The following is a 16,804-nucleotide window of genomic DNA, read 5'->3' on the forward strand; positions in this document are numbered from 1 at the left end:
TCTTACGCGCGCTTAGCTTCGTCTCTAAGCTCTCGTCGCAAGATTTTACCCACGTTGGTTTTAGGTAACTCGTCCCTAAATTCTACCAGCTTCGGTACTTTATATCCCGTTAAATGAATACGGCAGTGCTTAATGATGTCTTCAGCGGTTAAAGATTTATCTTTTGCCACCACAAATACCTTCACTAACTCGCCACTGGCGTCGTTTGGCACACCAACAGCGGCCACTTCAATCACTTTAGGATGCAGTGCGACCACTTCTTCGACTTCATTAGGGAATACGTTAAAGCCTGAAACTAAGATCATGTCTTTCTTACGATCGACAATATAGAAGAACCCTTTCTCATCCATGTAACCAATATCGCCCGTGGCTAACCAGCCGTCGGTATCGATCACTTTGGCAGTTTCTTCAGGACGTTGCCAATAGCCTTTCATCACTTGCGGGCCCTTACCAAACAGCTCACCGGTTTCGCCTTGGGCTAATACCTTGCCGTCATCGTCACGGATTTGAATAAGTGTCGAAGGTGCAGGGAAACCAATTGAACCGTTGTAACCATCTAAATTATATGGACAACAGGTTAATAAAGGTGAGGCTTCGGTCAGACCATAACCTTCGAGTAAACGGGTCTTAGTGATGGCTTGCCATTTATCCGCGACGGCTTTTTGTACCGCCATGCCGCCACCGATAGAGAGTTTTAAGCGTGAAAAATCCAACTGGGAAAATTCATCACTGTTCACTAACGCGTTAAACAAGGTGTTTACCCCAGTCAATGCAGTGAAAGGATACTTTTTCAACTCGGCCACAAATCCTGGGATATCACGGGGATTGGTGATGAGTAAGTTCTGGCTGCCTTTGTGCAAAAACAGCAGGCAATTCACGGTCAACGCGAAGATGTGATACAGCGGCAAAGCAGTTACCACAAACTCGCTGCCATCGTTTAAGGCGGGCGAATAAGCGCCATCGGCCTGCAATACGTTGGCGACAATATTGCCATGGGTCAACATCGCGCCTTTAGACACCCCAGTTGTGCCACCTGTATATTGCAAAAACGCTAAATCGTCGTTAGTGACTTCAGGCTTGATGTATTGCATGCGACGACCGGTTGATAAGGTGTCGCGCATCGATAAAGCATGGGGTAAATCGTATTTAGGGACGAGCTTCTTAATGTACTTCACCACAAAGTTCACTAAGGTGCGTTTTGGCGCACTTAATTGGTCACCTAAACTGGTGATAATGACGCTTTCAACAGGCGTTTGTTCGACAACTTCTTCTAAGGTGCGGGCGAAGTTTGACACTACAACTATGGCTTTGGCGCCCGAGTCAATCAACTGATGTTTAAGTTCGCGCGGGGTATATAGTGGGTTAACGTTAACGACCACCATACCGGCACGTAAAACACCAAACAGTGCAATCGGGTATTGCAACAGGTTTGGCATCATTAAGGCGACACGATCGCCCTTTTCAAGCTTTAATTCATTTTGTAGATACGCGGCGAATGCACGGCTGCGTTCTTCCAATTTACGATAGGTTAGCGTGGCACCCATGTTGATAAATGCAGGCTGGTCTTCATACTTAGCCACCGCTGTTTCGAACATATCAACAAGCGATGAGTACTGCTCCACATTAATTTCAGCAGGCACATCTTTTGGCAAATGATTAATCCAAGGCTGATCCACTACTCTCTCCTAAATCCCCACAACTGCGGAAACAATATCCATACAAGCGTCAAGACTCGATAAATACCGAGTTAAAATACCGGCTTACATTTTATAGTTATTGATTGACTCGTCATAAATCATACGAGCGTTTTAATTTTGATCATCATCACATAAAAAAAACAAAAAACCTAGCGTCTTTTTTAGGGCGGCAAAGGCAGCCTATTTAACGAATTCGCGGATCAAGCGTGCAACGCCTTCAGCATTGTCCATGTGCACATGATGATCGCCCTCGATTATATGTTCAGACAAATGTTTGAACCAAGTTCGCGCCTTAGGTATGGCGGTCTGCAACTGGCTAAATCCCTGTTTGCCGCAGACTAATAAGGTTTCAATATTGATGTCCTGCATCAAGGCATCAACTTGAGCAAAAGTTAACCGTTGGGGTGAATCTAATCTCAATCGAGGATCACTGCGCCAACCTATGCCCTCACCTTCGGGTTGCATATTACGCTCGAGCAACAGACGACACCAAGGTTGGGCAAGTCCTGTTAAATGTGCTCTCGCCCGTACTGCGGTATCTATGCCGTCATAAATTTTTGCCTGCCCATGCTTCTGGGTTAAATACTTCTCGTGTTGATAGAAGCTTTTCCTTAATCGTGCTTTCGCCTGCGTTGGCGACTCAGACAAGGGGCTTAACGCTTCAATCAATACCAGCTTGTTGACCTTTTCTGGAAACGTCGCCGTATACGCCGAGGCAATAATGCCACCGAGCGAATGCCCGACCATGGCCACAGGCTTTTGCGGTAATGCCGTTAACAGTGCATCCAAATCATACAAGTAATCAATCCAATGCAGCGGATAATGCCCCGGCCTGTGCATCGAAAAGCCGTGTCCAGGCCAGTCAATGGCGAGCACTTGATAATCGAGTAAATGTGCCGCTAAGGGCTCAAAACTGTTGGCGTTATCTAACCAGCCATGTAAGGCCAGTAATAAAGGTTTATCCTTCGCCCCCCATAATCGGCCCGCGACCTTAATATGAGGTAATACAAATTCGATTTGATTTTGGGGGGCGAGAGATTGCCACATAATGCCTCTGATGTCAGGTGATTAAGATGATTTTTTGACAAATTTGAGTGTCATACGATCACTTTCACCGATCGCTTGGAATTTTTCTTTATCCGTGTCACCCAAAGCAAAGGATGGCGGTAGCGTCCAAACACCTTTGGCATAATCCTTAGTATCTTTGGGGTTCGCATTGATTTCGGCGCTTTCAACTAAGGTGAAACCGGCTTTTTTGGCTAGAGCAACCATGGCCGCTTGGTCCATATAGCCAGTGCTAAAATTCATCCCTTCGTTGGCTCTATGCTCCACCACACCAAAGACACCGCCGTCTTTCAATACTTTATATGACGCAGCAAACACATTCTCTAACTGATCACTTGATGCCCAGTTATGAAGATTACGGAAGGTTAATACCAGATCGGCACTGCCATCGGCGCCTAAGTCCATCTTATTTGGGGGATCGAAAGTGACCATTTTTGCATTGCCCATGACGTCTTTATTAGCCGTCATCCACGCTTCGTACTTAGTGCCGGCATTGGCGCGATAGCGATTTCCAGGCGTGTCCGTCGCGGGAGCGGTTTCAAAACTGGCGGCGATATATTGGCCTTCTTTGGCTAAATAAGGCCCTAATATTTCGCTATACCAACCATTACCTGGCCAGAGTTCAATCACAGTTTGTGTTGGGGTAATGCCAAAAAAACTTAAGGTTTCAGCGGGATGACGATAAACGTCACGACTGGCATTTTTAGCCTGACGAAAATCGCTTTTTAAGACTTTATCTAAACTCTCATCGGCGTAGGTAGCACTCGAACATAAACCAGCAAGCAATAGACTGGCAACTAAGGTGACTTTTTTCATTGTAATTCTCCATGGATACCGAAGGCTTAAGCTAGCAGCCAATGGCCAAAAATCCAAGGAATAGAAGTCGTAAAACCTAGGTTTGAGTGACATAAGTGGTTATGGCTCAAAGTGATGAGTCAATTCACCTTTATCTAAACCAATAAAGCGCAAAGCGGAAAAAAGCCAGAGGAAACACAATACGCCTGAGGTATTAAATGACCTTAAGGATTAGCGACTCGCAGCGTTATCGACACGGCGCCATGCAAAATACAAGGCGCAGGCACTGGTTAATAACCAGAGTCCCACCCAGATCCAAGCGGGGATCCAAGAACGTTCGGCCAACATCACCGCATCACCTTGGCCATCAAGCCCGAGCAACACAGTTGGACTTGCCAGCGCATTGAGCATAATCATCAAGCCAATAATACGTAAAAACTGGGTCAACATTTTGTTTTGACTGAGTTTAAGCGGTAACAACAAAATAATAGTGAGTACGGCTAAAATCGCCAGCGTGAGGATATCCCTTCCCCAAAGCAAGCCGCTTAGCACCACTAAAGCGCCCAGCAAGGCAAAGCTCACGCGGATCCCTTTTGGCCAAGTCGCGAGCAAGTAGATTAAATATCCCCAACAGGCCGCGCCAAAATACCCAGCAAAGCCAATCAACATCGGCGAACCGCCTTGGCTAAAACAAAAGCCTGCGCCGTTAGGAAACAATTGAATATGGCTGACCACGCCCGAGCTTAATATCGTCGCAATGCCGTGGGACAATTCATGGAAATAGCTTTCAAGCCATTTAAACGGCACGCTTAAATAGGGAATGCGAGTGATGAGTAACGCCACCACCAGCTCGATGATAAACAAGCCACGGCTTGGTACACCGCTGGCGGCTAAACCTGTTAATTTAGAAGAGGAAAATCGCGAGGTAGAACGGGGAGGCTTTTGTTGATGTTCAAGCATACAAGTCCACGCCAACCATTTGCTGAATTTCATCGCGTTTGGCGGCATGTTGAGTTTGTAAATATTGGGCTATCGCCCCCTGATGGCCACGCGTATCTTGCTCATACTCGAGGTGGGCGCCGAGCCTTGACTGTAAATTTCCCGCTGCGCTTTTACTTTTAGGCTGGGTTTCTAAACTAAGGGCTTCGACGGCATCTTGCTCAATCACTGGGCGTGACGATTCAGGTGCGGTTAGCCCCTGAGCGATAGCGGGTCTATTACTCGCTACAGCATTCGTCAAACTCATTTGATTCACATTAACTTGCATCAAGAAGCCTTAAGTTTGCACTATTCATCGTTAAGCCATTCATCGTAAAGAATGCTTAGCATTAATTGCCTGAGATTCTATAGCAGATACTCAGGCAAAGAACAGCTTATTCACGACCGGGTAACTTTTTCCATGTGACTGTATCACGTAAATACACAGGTTCAAGCTCATCGACCGAGGTTGTTAGCCCTGCTTTGATACCTGTCTCAGCCAATATCAGCATAGCCCTTGCATCGGGATATTTCACGGCGTCGAGAGCTAAAATCCCCTTGCCGAGTGCCAGTAAATCCGGATAAGCATCAAAACCGGTGCCGCAAGCCACAATGGGCGCTTCAGTATCAAGCTGAAGTTGTACGTTGGCAGGCGCACTGACCACTTCTTTACCGACTAATGTCGCAATACCATCGACGGCCACAAACTGCCCCCAATACACTTCACCCATGCGCGCATCAATGGCACACAGCACTTGCTCGGCTTGATGCTCGCTAATGGCCATTTGTGCCATTGCCGCTAAAGTTGAAATACCAATCACAGGCAAATCTAACCCCAGTGCCAGACCTTGGGTCATGCTAGTGCAAATACGGATCCCCGTAAAACTGCCAGGACCTCGACCATAGGCAATCGCCGCCACTTTATCTAAGCTAATGCCCGCTTGCTTGAGCACTGAATCGACCATAGGCAACAGACGCTGGCTGTGTTCACGCGGCGCATCGGCAAGTTCAGCATAAATCTGACCTTGATATTGCAGCGCAGCTGAGCAGGATTCGGTACAAGTGTCTAAGGCAAGAATACAAGCAGAGTGTTCGTGTGTTATTGTCATTTCAAAACCGGATTAGCGGGCAAGATTTCGCATCAAGTTGACCATTTCGGTATTGTGCGAATATGCCATGAGTAAACTGGCGCAAATAATAACATCAAATGCCCGAAAACAAAGGGCTAAGCAAGCAAGTCAGCTAAAATAGCGCCCGCATGATATCCAGCAGCAAATCAGGACTTGATGGATTTATGTGATCTAAGTCAATGATCGATAAACTCATTAAGGAATACCGCCAGCTTGGGGAAACTTTTTCAACTTTGCTTGTCAGAGCAGACAAGTCTGGATTGAATTCATTCCTTGCCATTCCTTTACTATTGTACGATTGCACTAACCCGCCTTCGATAAGGATATTTCATGTTAAACACGCCTCCATTGCGTCGCCTAAGACGCTTACGTAGTTCAGAAGCGATGCGCGATCTGTTGCGCGAAACCCATATTTCGTTAAGCGATCTCATCCATCCCCTGTTCATAGAAGAACACATCACCCACGCAGTGCCTATCTCCACGTTACCTGGCATCAGCCGCTTACCTGAGACTGCACTGGCGGAAGAAGTGCGCGAGCTTTACGCCCTCGGGATCCGTTATGTTATGCCCTTTGGGATTTCGCACACTAAGGATGATAAAGGCAGCGACACATGGGATGACAATGGCTTGCTCGCCCGCATGGTGCGCACCATTAAAGCCGCCGTGCCTGAGATGATGGTGATCCCCGACATTTGTTTTTGTGAATACACAGATCACGGCCATTGCGGCGTGGTACACAATAATGAAGTCTGCAACGATCTCACCGTCGAAAATTTAGTTCAGCAATCAGTCACTGCCGCTAAAGCGGGCGCCGACATGCTAGCGCCATCGGCCATGATGGACGGTCAAGTGAAAGCCATTCGCCAAGGGCTTGATGCCGCAGGTTTTGAGCATGTGGCGATTCTGGCCCACTCGGCAAAATTCGCCTCTTCCTTCTACGGTCCTTTCAGAGCGGCGGTCGATTGTGAACTCAGTGGTAACCGCAAAGGATATCAGCTTGATTATGCCAACGGTCGCCAAGCCCTGTTAGAAGCCTTATTAGATGAAGCCGAAGGCGCCGATATCTTGATGGTTAAACCGGGTACGCCCTACTTGGATGTGTTAAGCCGTTTAAGACAAGAAACCCACTTGCCACTCGCCGCCTATCAAGTCGGCGGCGAATATGCAGGCATCAAGTTTGCCGCCCTTGCAGGTGCGTTGGATGAGCGTGCAGTGGTGACAGAAACCTTTATCGGCTTAAAGCGAGCTGGAGCGGATTTGATTGTCAGCTATTACACCAAACAATACGCCCAGTGGTTAGCCGAGAGTAGATAGTTACTTAGGTAACTACCGTTGCGGACATTAAAAAACCGATAAAAAACGCCACCTTTATCGGTGGCGTTTTTGTATTTAGCATCCTGCGCTTAACTGCTTAAGCTTTTTGCAATCGTGCAAACAAGGCTTTCACTTTTTCGACTTTAGGGCGCACCACCATCTGACAATAAGGCTGCTCACCGTGTAAAGCAAAGTAATCATTGTGATAATTTTCAGCGGGATAAAACGTCTCAAACGCTGACACTTGAGTCACAATCGGCGCATCAAAAACCTTGGCCGTCGTTAATTGAGTTAACATAGCAGTGGTTTGCTCAATCTGCTCAGCATTATGGGCAAACACCACGGAGCGATATTGTGGCCCCTTATCATTGCCTTGACGATTGAGCGTAGTCGGATCATGACTCTCAAAAAAGACCTGCAACAGCGTTGTAAAATCAATTTCCTCTGGATTGAACTCGATATGCACCACCTCTGCATGGCCAGTTTGGCCCGAGCAAACCGATTTATAATCGGCATCATGGGCATCACCGCCGGCATAGCCAGAAGTGACGTTCACCACGCCTTTGAGGCTTTGAAAGATCGCCTCGACGCACCAAAAACACCCAGCACCAAAAGTCGCAAAGCTGTTCGATGCTGGTTCAACAGCATCATCCATCCCTTTGAAAACCATAGAAACGGAGTTAACACAGTGACGAATATTATTGGGGGTTAACATCTCACCTTCAAAAACATGGCCTAAATGGCCACCACACTGGCTACAGACAATCTCGGTTCTGCGGCCATCGGCGTCGACATGGCGAGTTACAGCGCCGGCGATTTCATCATCGAAAGCTGGCCAGCCACAATGGGCATTAAATTTATGCTCAGAGCGGTACAAGGGCGCATGGCATTTTTTGCATAAATACAAACCCTTGGCATCATGATCATAATACTCACCACTAAATGGTCGTTCAGTGCCTTTTTCTTCGATAACATAGCGTTCAAAATCGGTCAGTTTGTTCATATTAATGCCCTTTCGACTCACGTCGTTGTCTATTTTGATACTCTTTGATTAAGTTGATTAAGCAGCTGTTCCATAAAAAGCCAACATAAGACCCACTCCAAGCAAGATATCTTGCACTCGGCTTCAAAATGCGGCTGACATCAATCCCAATCACAACAAATCTAATCACAACACATCCAATAACCCATAATAACGGGTTTAACGGCTAAAATCTTGCCACTTAAGTCAGTCCTAATCTAAGCATTTAAATCAGTGCGCATTAAGCGACAGCATAAATGACCGAAAATACAGCAGTTGCTCTCACTCACCCTCGCGGAGTATTTGCACCCGCTCAAGCGCACGGCTACACTTGCTGCGGGTCAAATTACAACTAAATATAACAAGTAGAAACCACAATGAAATTAGAAACCATTGATTACCGCGCTGAAAACAGTGCCCAGCAATTCGTTGAATCACTTAGGGAAACTGGCTTTGGTGTTTTATCTAATCATCCGATTGATAAGCGCTTAGTTGAAGACATCTACACCGAGTGGCAAGCCTTTTTTAATTCAGAAGCTAAAAACGACTATATGTTCAAAAAAGAAACCCACGACGGTTTCTTCCCCGCATCGATTTCTGAAACCGCCAAAGGCAACACAGTCAAAGACATTAAAGAGTACTATCACGTTTATCCTTGGGGCCGGATCCCCGATTCACTGCGTGCCAATATTCTCGCCTATTACGACAAAGCCAATGCGCTGGCTTCAGAACTTTTAGAGTGGATTGAAACCTACTCACCCGAAGACGTAAAAGCCAAGTTTTCGATGCCATTGCCAGAAATGATCGCCAACAGCCAAAAAACCTTACTGCGTATTCTGCATTACCCACCGATGACGGGCAGTGAAGAAATGGGCGCCATTCGCGCCGCCGCCCATGAAGATATTAACCTTATCACAGTGTTACCTGCGGCCAATGTGCCTGGGTTACAAGTGAAAGCCAAAGATGGCACTTGGTTAGATGTCCCCAGCGATTTTGGCAGCATTATTATCAATATCGGTGACATGCTACAGGAAGCGTCTGGCGGTTATTTCCCATCGACGTCACATCGCGTCATCAATCCTGAAGGTACGGATAAAACCAAACCACGGATCTCTTTGCCGTTATTTTTGCATCCAAACCCTGCTGTCGTGCTGTCTGAGCGTTATACCGCCGACAGTTATTTGATGGAAAGACTGCGCGAACTAGGGGTTATTTAACCCTTAATTCAGCCTATTAATCCGAGTGACAATCGCAAGAGACAGTCAAGGATTAAGCGATTAAAGCGCCTTAGGGCGCTTTTTTTATGACATTCGCCACCTTCAAGGTAGAATAGCCGTTCTTTAAGTTATTTAGGACAAGGCGTTATCATGGCAATTCAGTGGTATCCAGGGCATATGCACAAGGCACGCAAAGAGATTGAAGAGGCAATGCCTCAGGTCGATCTTGTTATCGAAGTGCTGGACGCGCGTATTCCCTACAGTAGCGAAAACCCCATGGTGGCTCAGCTTCGAGGCGACAAACCTTGTATCAAACTGCTCAATAAATCTGATCTGGCCGATCCAGAGATCACTGCGCAATGGATTGAATACTTAGAACGCGAACAAGGCGTAAAAGCCACCGCGATCACCACACTGCAAGCGGCAATGGTGAAAAAGATCCCTGATATCTGCCGTAAGCTAGTGCCGAGTCGCGATAAAACAGAAAAAGACATTCGCACTATGATCATGGGGATCCCCAACGTAGGGAAATCCACCATCATCAATACCTTAGCTGGCCGTGTTATCGCCAAAACAGGTAACGAACCTGCGGTGACCAAAACCCAGCAAAGGATCAATTTACGTAACGGTATCGTACTCTCGGACACCCCAGGAATTTTGTGGCCCAAAGTGGATAACGAAGCCAGCAGCTATCGCCTCGCCGTCACTGGTGCCATTAAAGATACCGCAATGGAATATGAAGATGTAGCCCTGTTCGCTGCTAAGTATTTCTTAACCGCTTATCCAAAAGAGATTTGTGAGCGCTACAATCTCACTGAATTACCAAAGGATGATGTGGCTTTACTCGAAGCCATTGGCCGCAAACGTGGCGCCCTGCGCCCCGGTGGTCGAATCGATATGCACAAGGCATCTGAGTTATTGCTGCATGAATACCGCTCAGGTAAAATCGGCCTCCTCTCGTTAGAAACGCCTGCGATGGCCGAGCTTGAGAAGATTGAAGTCGCCCGCATCATGGCGGAGAAGGAAGCAATAAAAGAAGCTAAACTCGCAGCAGAAAGATTGAAGCGTTCTGGTAAGCGCCATAACGACTAACTGATTACGCGTAGTCATCACGCTTAGTCATCACGGCAAGTTATCTTACTATTTCTGCAAGCATTGAAAATAACGCTTAGAGTGTATTTAAGATAAGACGCTAATGGCGTTGATATTCAAGCTTAGTAAGCTAATTCATCAAGCTTAATATTTAAGCCAGCATATTGAATATGCTGGCTTTTTATTATCATAAACGAAGATGTTGCGTTAACAAACACTGTCACGCGCAACTACTTTTGTGCACCAGAGGTCAACCTATCAAGCAAGGCATCCAAACTCTGCTCTAATAAATCCAACACCAGTTCAAAGCCCTGCTCGCCACCATAGTAAGGGTCCGGCACTTCCGTGACTTGCGTATCCGCATAAGAGAGCATTAACTGTAACTTGTACTGATACTCAAGCGGACAACGACTACGCAAATCCGCTAAATTGGCCTTATCCGCCGCCAAAATTAAATCAAAGTGTTCAAAGTCGGCATCCACAACCTGCCGAGCCCGCATTCCATCGAAACTAAAACCCCGCTTTTCCCCCGCCGCCATAGCACGGCGGTCAGGCGTATCCCCTTGGTGATAACCAATAGTACCCGCAGAGTCCACCTCAATATTGAGCCTACGCTGCGCAACCTTAAAGCGGCACACAGCTTCTGCCGTCGGTGAGCGGCAGATATTGCCCATATAAACACAATAAACAAGATAAATCGCAATAAAATCAATTAATTAATTGCTATTCGAGGTGTTTTTGTAGAGAACATTGAACAAATTTAAATGCTATTTTAATCAATTACTTATTTTGGGTTTTGGAGAGAGAAAGTGTGAATAACGCACCTTCTAGATGCAAAACTGGACCTCTACTTCAATAAGTAGCAAGTCTATGCTGTTCCTTGCACCCTGCTATGTTATCGCCGAGAGTGACACTGGCAATGGCGCAGATGCTCCAGCCATCACGGTAGTGTTTAATACCCTGTGGCAATTTATGTAGTACTATTTGAAATTATTTTTTATTTTCAAGAAAATCACTTTTTGGAAGTATCCTGCAGCTGAATAGAGACGGTCCAATAATCAGTCGAACCAAAGTAACGCCCACAAACAGCGAACTATCAGATAAAATCGGCAATACACTGCACATTACAGTATCCGACCTGCAACCCACGTTTCCAATACATCAGCCAGTTTAATGAGTTGTTCTTGATGCTTGGATTTGTTTTTCGCTAGGTTTTGGATATTCAATAGCTTCCATCTCACCGCAGGTAGTGCCGCGACGCTCGGTTCATCAAACAATGACCAATCAGGCTGACCCTGTTTAAAGGATAATAAAAAGTCTCTGTCTTTTGCAGTAAAGTGATGCTGCAACGCTGTCAGCATTTCTGAGCGAGTTAAAATAAGCTCATCGAGTTTAATCGGCTTTGTCGTCATTCCATTGAATTCAGTTTGAAAGCTTTCATCAAGCGGTTTCCAGCGTGGAGACATCACTTCATTAATAGGCCTTGGATGGCTAAGTGTATAAGTGAGAAAGCCGACTAAAATCTCTCGAGTGATCCCCTCTTCCGCCAGCAGCATTTTAACATCGAAAAGATCCCTTGGGTGCAGTCTATCCATCGCTGCACATAACTTACCACCGTATAGATCAGGCAGGCTTACGACGGGGATCTCTGCGTACCCAAATTCTTCTTCAACTAACTCAACGACTGGCATTAATACCGCTTTGTGTAGCGTACCTCTCGCAACAGGAGAGACTTCAATTTTTATTGTCACTCTATCACTTGTCACGACGACCCTGAGCTCATCATATTTATTGTCTTGAAATACTGCACTAAGGTTCGGTTGTAGATTGATCTGCGCAGTCAAACGACCAAGCGCTTCCTTCACACTTTGTAGCGCTTGTTCCCTTGGCTCCAAAGGAAGATAAGCCAAATCGATATCGACCGATAAGCGTGGGAAGTTGCGTACAAATAGGTTGATAGCCGTACCGCCCTTTAGAGCAAATACCTTCTCTTGGGCGACGAGCGGCAGCATCCGAATAAGCAAGGTCACTTGCTGGTAGTATATCGATGACTTATTCATATTGATTTTCTTCTGTCTTAATAAACGATGCCGGCACTGTTATTTGATACCGCCCATCGTAACGGCCATGAGCCACCACCTGACGCTTTCCCGCACCGAGCGTGATTTGCTGCTCATCTAGCCTTTTGCTCCACTGGTGTTGATAGTAGTGGCCTAAAAAGAGAAATACGCGATTAGCTTGTACGGCTTCACTTCGATTCAGTATTGACTGAATTTTACGTGGGCTGAGATTCACTAACCCTTGAAACAGCTCCGCGGCATGCTCAAAACTGATATGTTTGCCAATGGCATTGACGACTTCATAGGCCGCAAGCTCCGCACAACTTGCCTTAACTTCCCTATTGTTCACCCCTATAGTAATAAAGTCTTTTTCCAACGTTTGGGTCAGCTTGCTACTGGTATAAAAAAGCCAGTTTTGCTCTTCCAATTCGCGGAACCACTTTGGCAACGCCAGCTTACTTTGACAGCCAACCCAAACTTGCTCGCTGCTTAGTTGAAGATAATGACTAAGCCCTTGATGTGTTAGGCTACTGACTCCCGCAAGGTGAACAGGAAGCTTTAGCTGCTCATTCACAGCCTTGAGCGCTTCAACCCAATGAGGCTGTAACTTGCCTGTTGACTCAGGACGAACGTAAACCCCCGCACTAATCTTGTACAGCCAACCACTCTGCACATATTTTCTCACCAAAGATGAGCTGATCTCATTTTGTGTCAACCACGACTGAAGCACTACCGCACCAGGACTCGTATGATTAATCAGCCAGTTTATTTTTGATGGCATAGTTGTACCATAAGTACCAAAATATTTAATAAATTAAACTGAGTATAGGAACGTGGTTTAAAAATTGCAATTAAATAGCACCTAAAGTACGATTTTACCTAAAAATGTAAACTGACTAAATGAGAAAAGCATCGGTTCTGGCAGACTTAAACATCCAGCTGAATCGCAGTTAGGCCCCCTGTGTCAGAATAGTTCTCACCCCTTAAAAATCACTATTTTATAAAGACAGGGATCGGTAACAAAGAATGACATGGCTCAGTATTCACAAGAACGTAAAGACACAATATTTAAAAAATTATTACCACCCCACAATTTAACTGTCGCAAAGGTTGCACGAGAAGAAAGTATGGCAGTGCAAACCTTGTATCATTGCCGAGATAAAGCCAAAAAGGAAAGTCGCCCCGTGCCAGGTAAAACATTAACAACCGATGATTGGTCAGCTGAAACTAAGCTTGCTGTTATCATTGAAACAGCGCCAATGTCGGAAGCTGAAATTAGTCAGTATTGTCGAGAAAAAGGCTTGTTTTGCGAACAAGTTCAGCAGTGAAAACTTGACTGTTTGGCGGGTTTTCAAACCAGTGAAGTGCAGGCAAAAACCATTAAGCTGCAGGCTAAAGCGGACAAGGCTGAAATCAAATTCTTGAAAAGAGAATTAAATTATAAGGAGAAAGCCTTAAACTGAAGCAGCCGCTTTACTGATGCTAAATAAAAGCTCAATGTACTATGAGGAATCACATTAAATATCTAATCTGTTCAGAGCCTCACAGGCATTTCAATCTAAGGCGCATTGACGAAGAAATGGTCATTCCCTTTTAAGTCAATGCAATAACGGAGTTGGATGCCTGTGTGGCTCTCGAAGGGCGGGCTTCAACGCTCTGAATGAACGGATATTTAATTCGATTAGAATGATAGGGCTAGTTTTAAATAGATTTATGTATTGCCAAAATGGCATGGGTTAACATGAGTGAGTGCAATAGTATGAAATGGATTTATCCGGGTTGGTGTTTTAATCGCTGGTTACATACAGCGTTATTGTTTCTATTTCCTCTGCTCATTGCAGCCTTAATTTACCCTTGGTTAACTTCATCCTTAATGAAACAGAAAGTGACTGAAGATCTCAATGCGATCAGCCGGTCGTTTTCCGGAAACATCGAAAACTTCAAAAACTTAGATGGTTTTAGAAATTTGTCATTTACTTGCTCAGAAGCGGATATTGTTCAGCTAAATAGCTCATTATTAAGCCCTACTATGGTGAGGTTTATTCAGCTAGAATTAGCCAATGGAACTAAATGTTCAAATATTGGCCCTGCTGTGAATTATAAAATTGATCAGCATTATGTACAGTTAATCGGCGATAAATCGATAAGTATTGCCACGACAATGGCGACCGATGATCGCTCTCGAAATTTGATATTTATGTTTCCGTTAGGCGAGCATAAATTAGTCGTATTAACCAACAGCTCCGTATATAACGACCTGTTATCAAAGCTATGTTCCGATTGCTACCAGTTACAAATTACCTATAGTGACCTAAAACCGTTGACGCGAGGCGTCGAAGCCTTAAGTCAACAACAGATTTTTATTGAACAATCTCGACACGACACATGGCTTAATGCAGATTTTGTCCTCCAGGCAGGGGATAAGCTGTATAAGGATATTGGGCTAAAAACAGGTATGTCATTGTTAATCATTGCCCTATTGTTGGCCATAGTTGCAGTGATCTTATATTGGAACTGGATATCAGCAAGGGTTTCGACAGATACTCTGATCCAGAAGGGATTAAAACGTAAAGAGTTTATTCCTTACTATCAAGTCGTTGTCGATTGCCGAACTGGGCAAGTCGTTGGTCAAGAGATGTTAGTACGTTGGCGTAGGTTTGATGGGACATTAGTACAACCTAATCAGTTTATTCCCTATGCCGAAGATTCGGGCTTAATCTTATCAATAACCGAAAGCTTGCTAGAGCAGGTTTATCGGGATTTAACTAGACTTAAGGGATGGGTTAGCGTGAATGTTGTGGCGCAGCATTTAGAGGCTGGCTTACTCAGTGAGTGGCTAAAATCCCATCAAGATAAACGTGTGAAGCGAATTTCATTCGAGTTAACAGAGCGCAAGCCTATTACTTTTTTTGAATTGGCACTCACTGAAATCAATGCTGTCGCCCCCCAATGTCATGATTTTAAATTGGACGATTTTGGTACTGGATTTGGTGGTTTTAGTTATTTACAACAGCTTGGTATTAACAGTATCAAAATCGATAAAATGTTTATTGATACCATTGGCACTCAAGATTTAAAGGCTCCTGTACTTGATTCTATTATTGCCTTCGGACAGGAAGCAAATATGGAGATGATCGCTGAAGGTGTCGAGACGCAAGAGCAAGCAGACTATCTCGCCGCCAAAGGGGTATACATACATCAAGGCTATTTGTACGCTAGGCCCTTACCCTTGGATCAGTTATTAAATTATTACCATAATCATTCATAATGCATAAAGACAAGGGCTCTTAGGAGCCCTTGTTAATGTGAAATGCCATAGGATTAGTGGGTCATTTTATTCTTGATCTGCATACTGTTCTGGTCAACCCAAACTGGACACTTTTAGTTGAGAACCCATAAGGCAGGCTGCTTTTCGCTGTCGTCAACTCATCTCTATAAACAGGTCGCATCCCGATATGAGCACGGGTGAGTTAAGCTTTTTATCACCACTAGCAACTGTGGTCTTATCTACCCAATAATATGCTAGTGACCTTGCAAACTAACTCGATGCAGCACGAGTAGCTCGTCAAGACTTAAGCTCATCTGCATGTGTCTCAAAAACACTCATCCCAGCATGCGCAGAGACTGGAATAAAAAGAAGAATACGCCCATCAGAACACTGTATACAATCACAGTAACCATATGCTGTACTAACCGGTTAGCAGATTTTGAATGATTTAGTTATCAGTTAAGTGATTTTGGGATAAAGCTGGGACGAATCGATGAGCCTAGGCGGCGATGCTCTGATGTAATCAGACTAAAAGTAGGTTTCTCCCCCCTCACTGTTCTCCACTTTATAGTGACTCGCTTACCCATAGAGGCAAAATATCGGCCCATTCAACAAAGATCAAAGGATCACAAAATCGATCTGTTGAAGTTGGTATATCCGAGCATACCTAAATTTTGTCCCTCTGAGAAAGTAACGAAAATAATTATTTATAATCAACACCATATATAGCGTTCAAAATTATGAACGCCCCTTAAAAGCCCGCTAATAAAACAACAACCAAGCCCTCTAAAATCCTCATATGTAGTGAAGCACTGCGTGTCGCCGCCCCCGCAATCAACCGCGCCGGAAGGACCCGCGATGATAATGGTTCGCATCTACATAGAGTTGAGAGTGATTCTCATCATCATAAAGTGTCGCGTTCGGTTTCAATCAAACCGTGAGCATCGGCGAGACACAAAATCCACCCATCTGAAAGTCTAAATTCCTCATAATTGCACATGATCATCGATCCCTTTCTATCCATGCAAGATGACTAATATAGGTAAAGTGGCACTCGGCTAAAGTAAGCCTAGGCCTAGACAGCTGCTGTTCACCTAAAACCGTCTAAAACCTTGGCTTTTACCCTCTTCACCCTATCGCCAACAATTAACACTAAAGCAACAAATG

Annotated in this window: 14 protein-coding genes and 1 pseudogene; 5 read left to right on the forward strand and 10 right to left on the reverse strand. The window is 45.1% G+C overall.

Annotated features, from left to right (window positions below; genetic code table 11):
- Positions 1-2: 2 nt before the first annotated feature.
- The 6 genes from fadD to tsaB form a co-directional block, all read right to left on the reverse strand.
- Positions 3-1,676, reverse strand: coding sequence for a long-chain-fatty-acid--CoA ligase FadD (gene fadD, locus Q4Q54_RS05615; RefSeq protein ID WP_311987937.1), 1,674 nt, complete (start codon positions 1,674-1,676; stop codon positions 3-5).
- 201 nt (positions 1,677-1,877) lie between these two features.
- Entirely contained in the window at positions 1,878-2,744 is an 867-nt protein-coding gene (locus Q4Q54_RS05620) for an alpha/beta hydrolase (protein ID WP_311987938.1), read from the reverse strand.
- A gap of 21 nt (positions 2,745-2,765) precedes the next feature.
- On the reverse strand, positions 2,766-3,578 hold the full coding sequence (locus Q4Q54_RS05625) for a methyltransferase (RefSeq protein ID WP_311987939.1): 813 nt from the start codon (positions 3,576-3,578) through the stop codon (positions 2,766-2,768).
- 210 nt (positions 3,579-3,788) lie between these two features.
- Complete coding sequence (locus tag Q4Q54_RS05630) at positions 3,789-4,517, reverse strand: M50 family metallopeptidase (RefSeq protein WP_006086386.1); 729 nt, start codon at positions 4,515-4,517, stop codon at positions 3,789-3,791.
- The gene (locus Q4Q54_RS05635; RefSeq protein WP_006081355.1) at positions 4,510-4,824 is read right to left on the reverse strand and encodes a hypothetical protein; all 315 of its coding nucleotides are present in this window, start codon (positions 4,822-4,824) and stop codon (positions 4,510-4,512) included. The genes Q4Q54_RS05630 and Q4Q54_RS05635 overlap by 8 nt, the downstream gene beginning before the upstream one ends.
- Before the next feature lie 106 nt (positions 4,825-4,930).
- A complete protein-coding gene (gene tsaB, locus Q4Q54_RS05640) occupies positions 4,931-5,644 on the reverse strand; it encodes a tRNA (adenosine(37)-N6)-threonylcarbamoyltransferase complex dimerization subunit type 1 TsaB (RefSeq protein WP_006081354.1) in 714 nt (237 codons plus the stop codon).
- A 351-nt stretch (positions 5,645-5,995) separates the two neighbouring features.
- On the opposite strand from tsaB, the gene hemB reads away from it, so the two are divergent.
- Positions 5,996-6,979 (forward strand): porphobilinogen synthase, encoded by a 984-nt coding sequence (gene hemB / locus Q4Q54_RS05645; protein ID WP_311987940.1) that lies wholly within the window; start codon positions 5,996-5,998, stop codon positions 6,977-6,979.
- A gap of 97 nt (positions 6,980-7,076) precedes the next feature.
- Here the strand turns inward: hemB and Q4Q54_RS05650 are convergent, their stop codons facing one another.
- The gene (locus Q4Q54_RS05650; RefSeq protein ID WP_311987941.1) at positions 7,077-7,982 is read right to left on the reverse strand and encodes a bifunctional methionine sulfoxide reductase B/A protein; all 906 of its coding nucleotides are present in this window, start codon (positions 7,980-7,982) and stop codon (positions 7,077-7,079) included.
- A gap of 395 nt (positions 7,983-8,377) precedes the next feature.
- On the opposite strand from Q4Q54_RS05650, the gene Q4Q54_RS05655 reads away from it, so the two are divergent.
- Together Q4Q54_RS05655 and ylqF are read left to right on the forward strand one after the other, a co-directional pair.
- Complete coding sequence (locus Q4Q54_RS05655; protein ID WP_311987942.1) at positions 8,378-9,217, forward strand: 2OG-Fe(II) oxygenase family protein; 840 nt, start codon at positions 8,378-8,380, stop codon at positions 9,215-9,217.
- A 150-nt stretch (positions 9,218-9,367) separates the two neighbouring features.
- Positions 9,368-10,309 carry a ribosome biogenesis GTPase YlqF gene (gene ylqF, locus Q4Q54_RS05660; RefSeq protein ID WP_259510061.1) on the forward strand — a complete coding sequence of 314 codons (942 nt, stop codon included), beginning with the start codon at positions 9,368-9,370 and terminating at the stop codon, positions 10,307-10,309.
- 230 nt (positions 10,310-10,539) lie between these two features.
- On the opposite strand, the gene Q4Q54_RS05665 is transcribed toward ylqF, so the two are convergent.
- From Q4Q54_RS05665 to Q4Q54_RS05675, 3 genes are all read right to left on the reverse strand, one after another.
- Positions 10,540-10,983, reverse strand: a complete 444-nt coding sequence (locus Q4Q54_RS05665) for a low molecular weight protein-tyrosine-phosphatase (RefSeq protein ID WP_311987943.1) — start codon at positions 10,981-10,983, stop codon at positions 10,540-10,542.
- Positions 10,984-11,433: 450 nt separating this feature from the next.
- Complete coding sequence (locus Q4Q54_RS05670) at positions 11,434-12,369, reverse strand: nucleotidyl transferase AbiEii/AbiGii toxin family protein (RefSeq protein ID WP_311987944.1); 936 nt, start codon at positions 12,367-12,369, stop codon at positions 11,434-11,436.
- Complete coding sequence (locus Q4Q54_RS05675; protein WP_311987946.1) at positions 12,362-13,150, reverse strand: type IV toxin-antitoxin system AbiEi family antitoxin domain-containing protein; 789 nt, start codon at positions 13,148-13,150, stop codon at positions 12,362-12,364. The genes Q4Q54_RS05670 and Q4Q54_RS05675 overlap by 8 nt, the downstream gene beginning before the upstream one ends.
- A gap of 250 nt (positions 13,151-13,400) precedes the next feature.
- Between Q4Q54_RS05675 and Q4Q54_RS05680 the strand changes: the two are divergent.
- Together Q4Q54_RS05680 and Q4Q54_RS05685 are read left to right on the forward strand one after the other, a co-directional pair.
- Positions 13,401-13,866 (forward strand): annotated as a pseudogene (locus Q4Q54_RS05680) (IS3 family transposase); the annotation flags it as partial.
- A gap of 262 nt (positions 13,867-14,128) precedes the next feature.
- Positions 14,129-15,637 carry an EAL domain-containing protein gene (locus tag Q4Q54_RS05685; RefSeq protein WP_311987947.1) on the forward strand — a complete coding sequence of 503 codons (1,509 nt, stop codon included), beginning with the start codon at positions 14,129-14,131 and terminating at the stop codon, positions 15,635-15,637.
- Positions 15,638-16,804: the final 1,167 nt, after the last annotated feature.

The organism is Shewanella sp. SP2S2-4, assembly GCF_031932025.1.
GTDB classification, from domain to species: domain Bacteria; phylum Pseudomonadota; class Gammaproteobacteria; order Enterobacterales; family Shewanellaceae; genus Shewanella; species Shewanella baltica.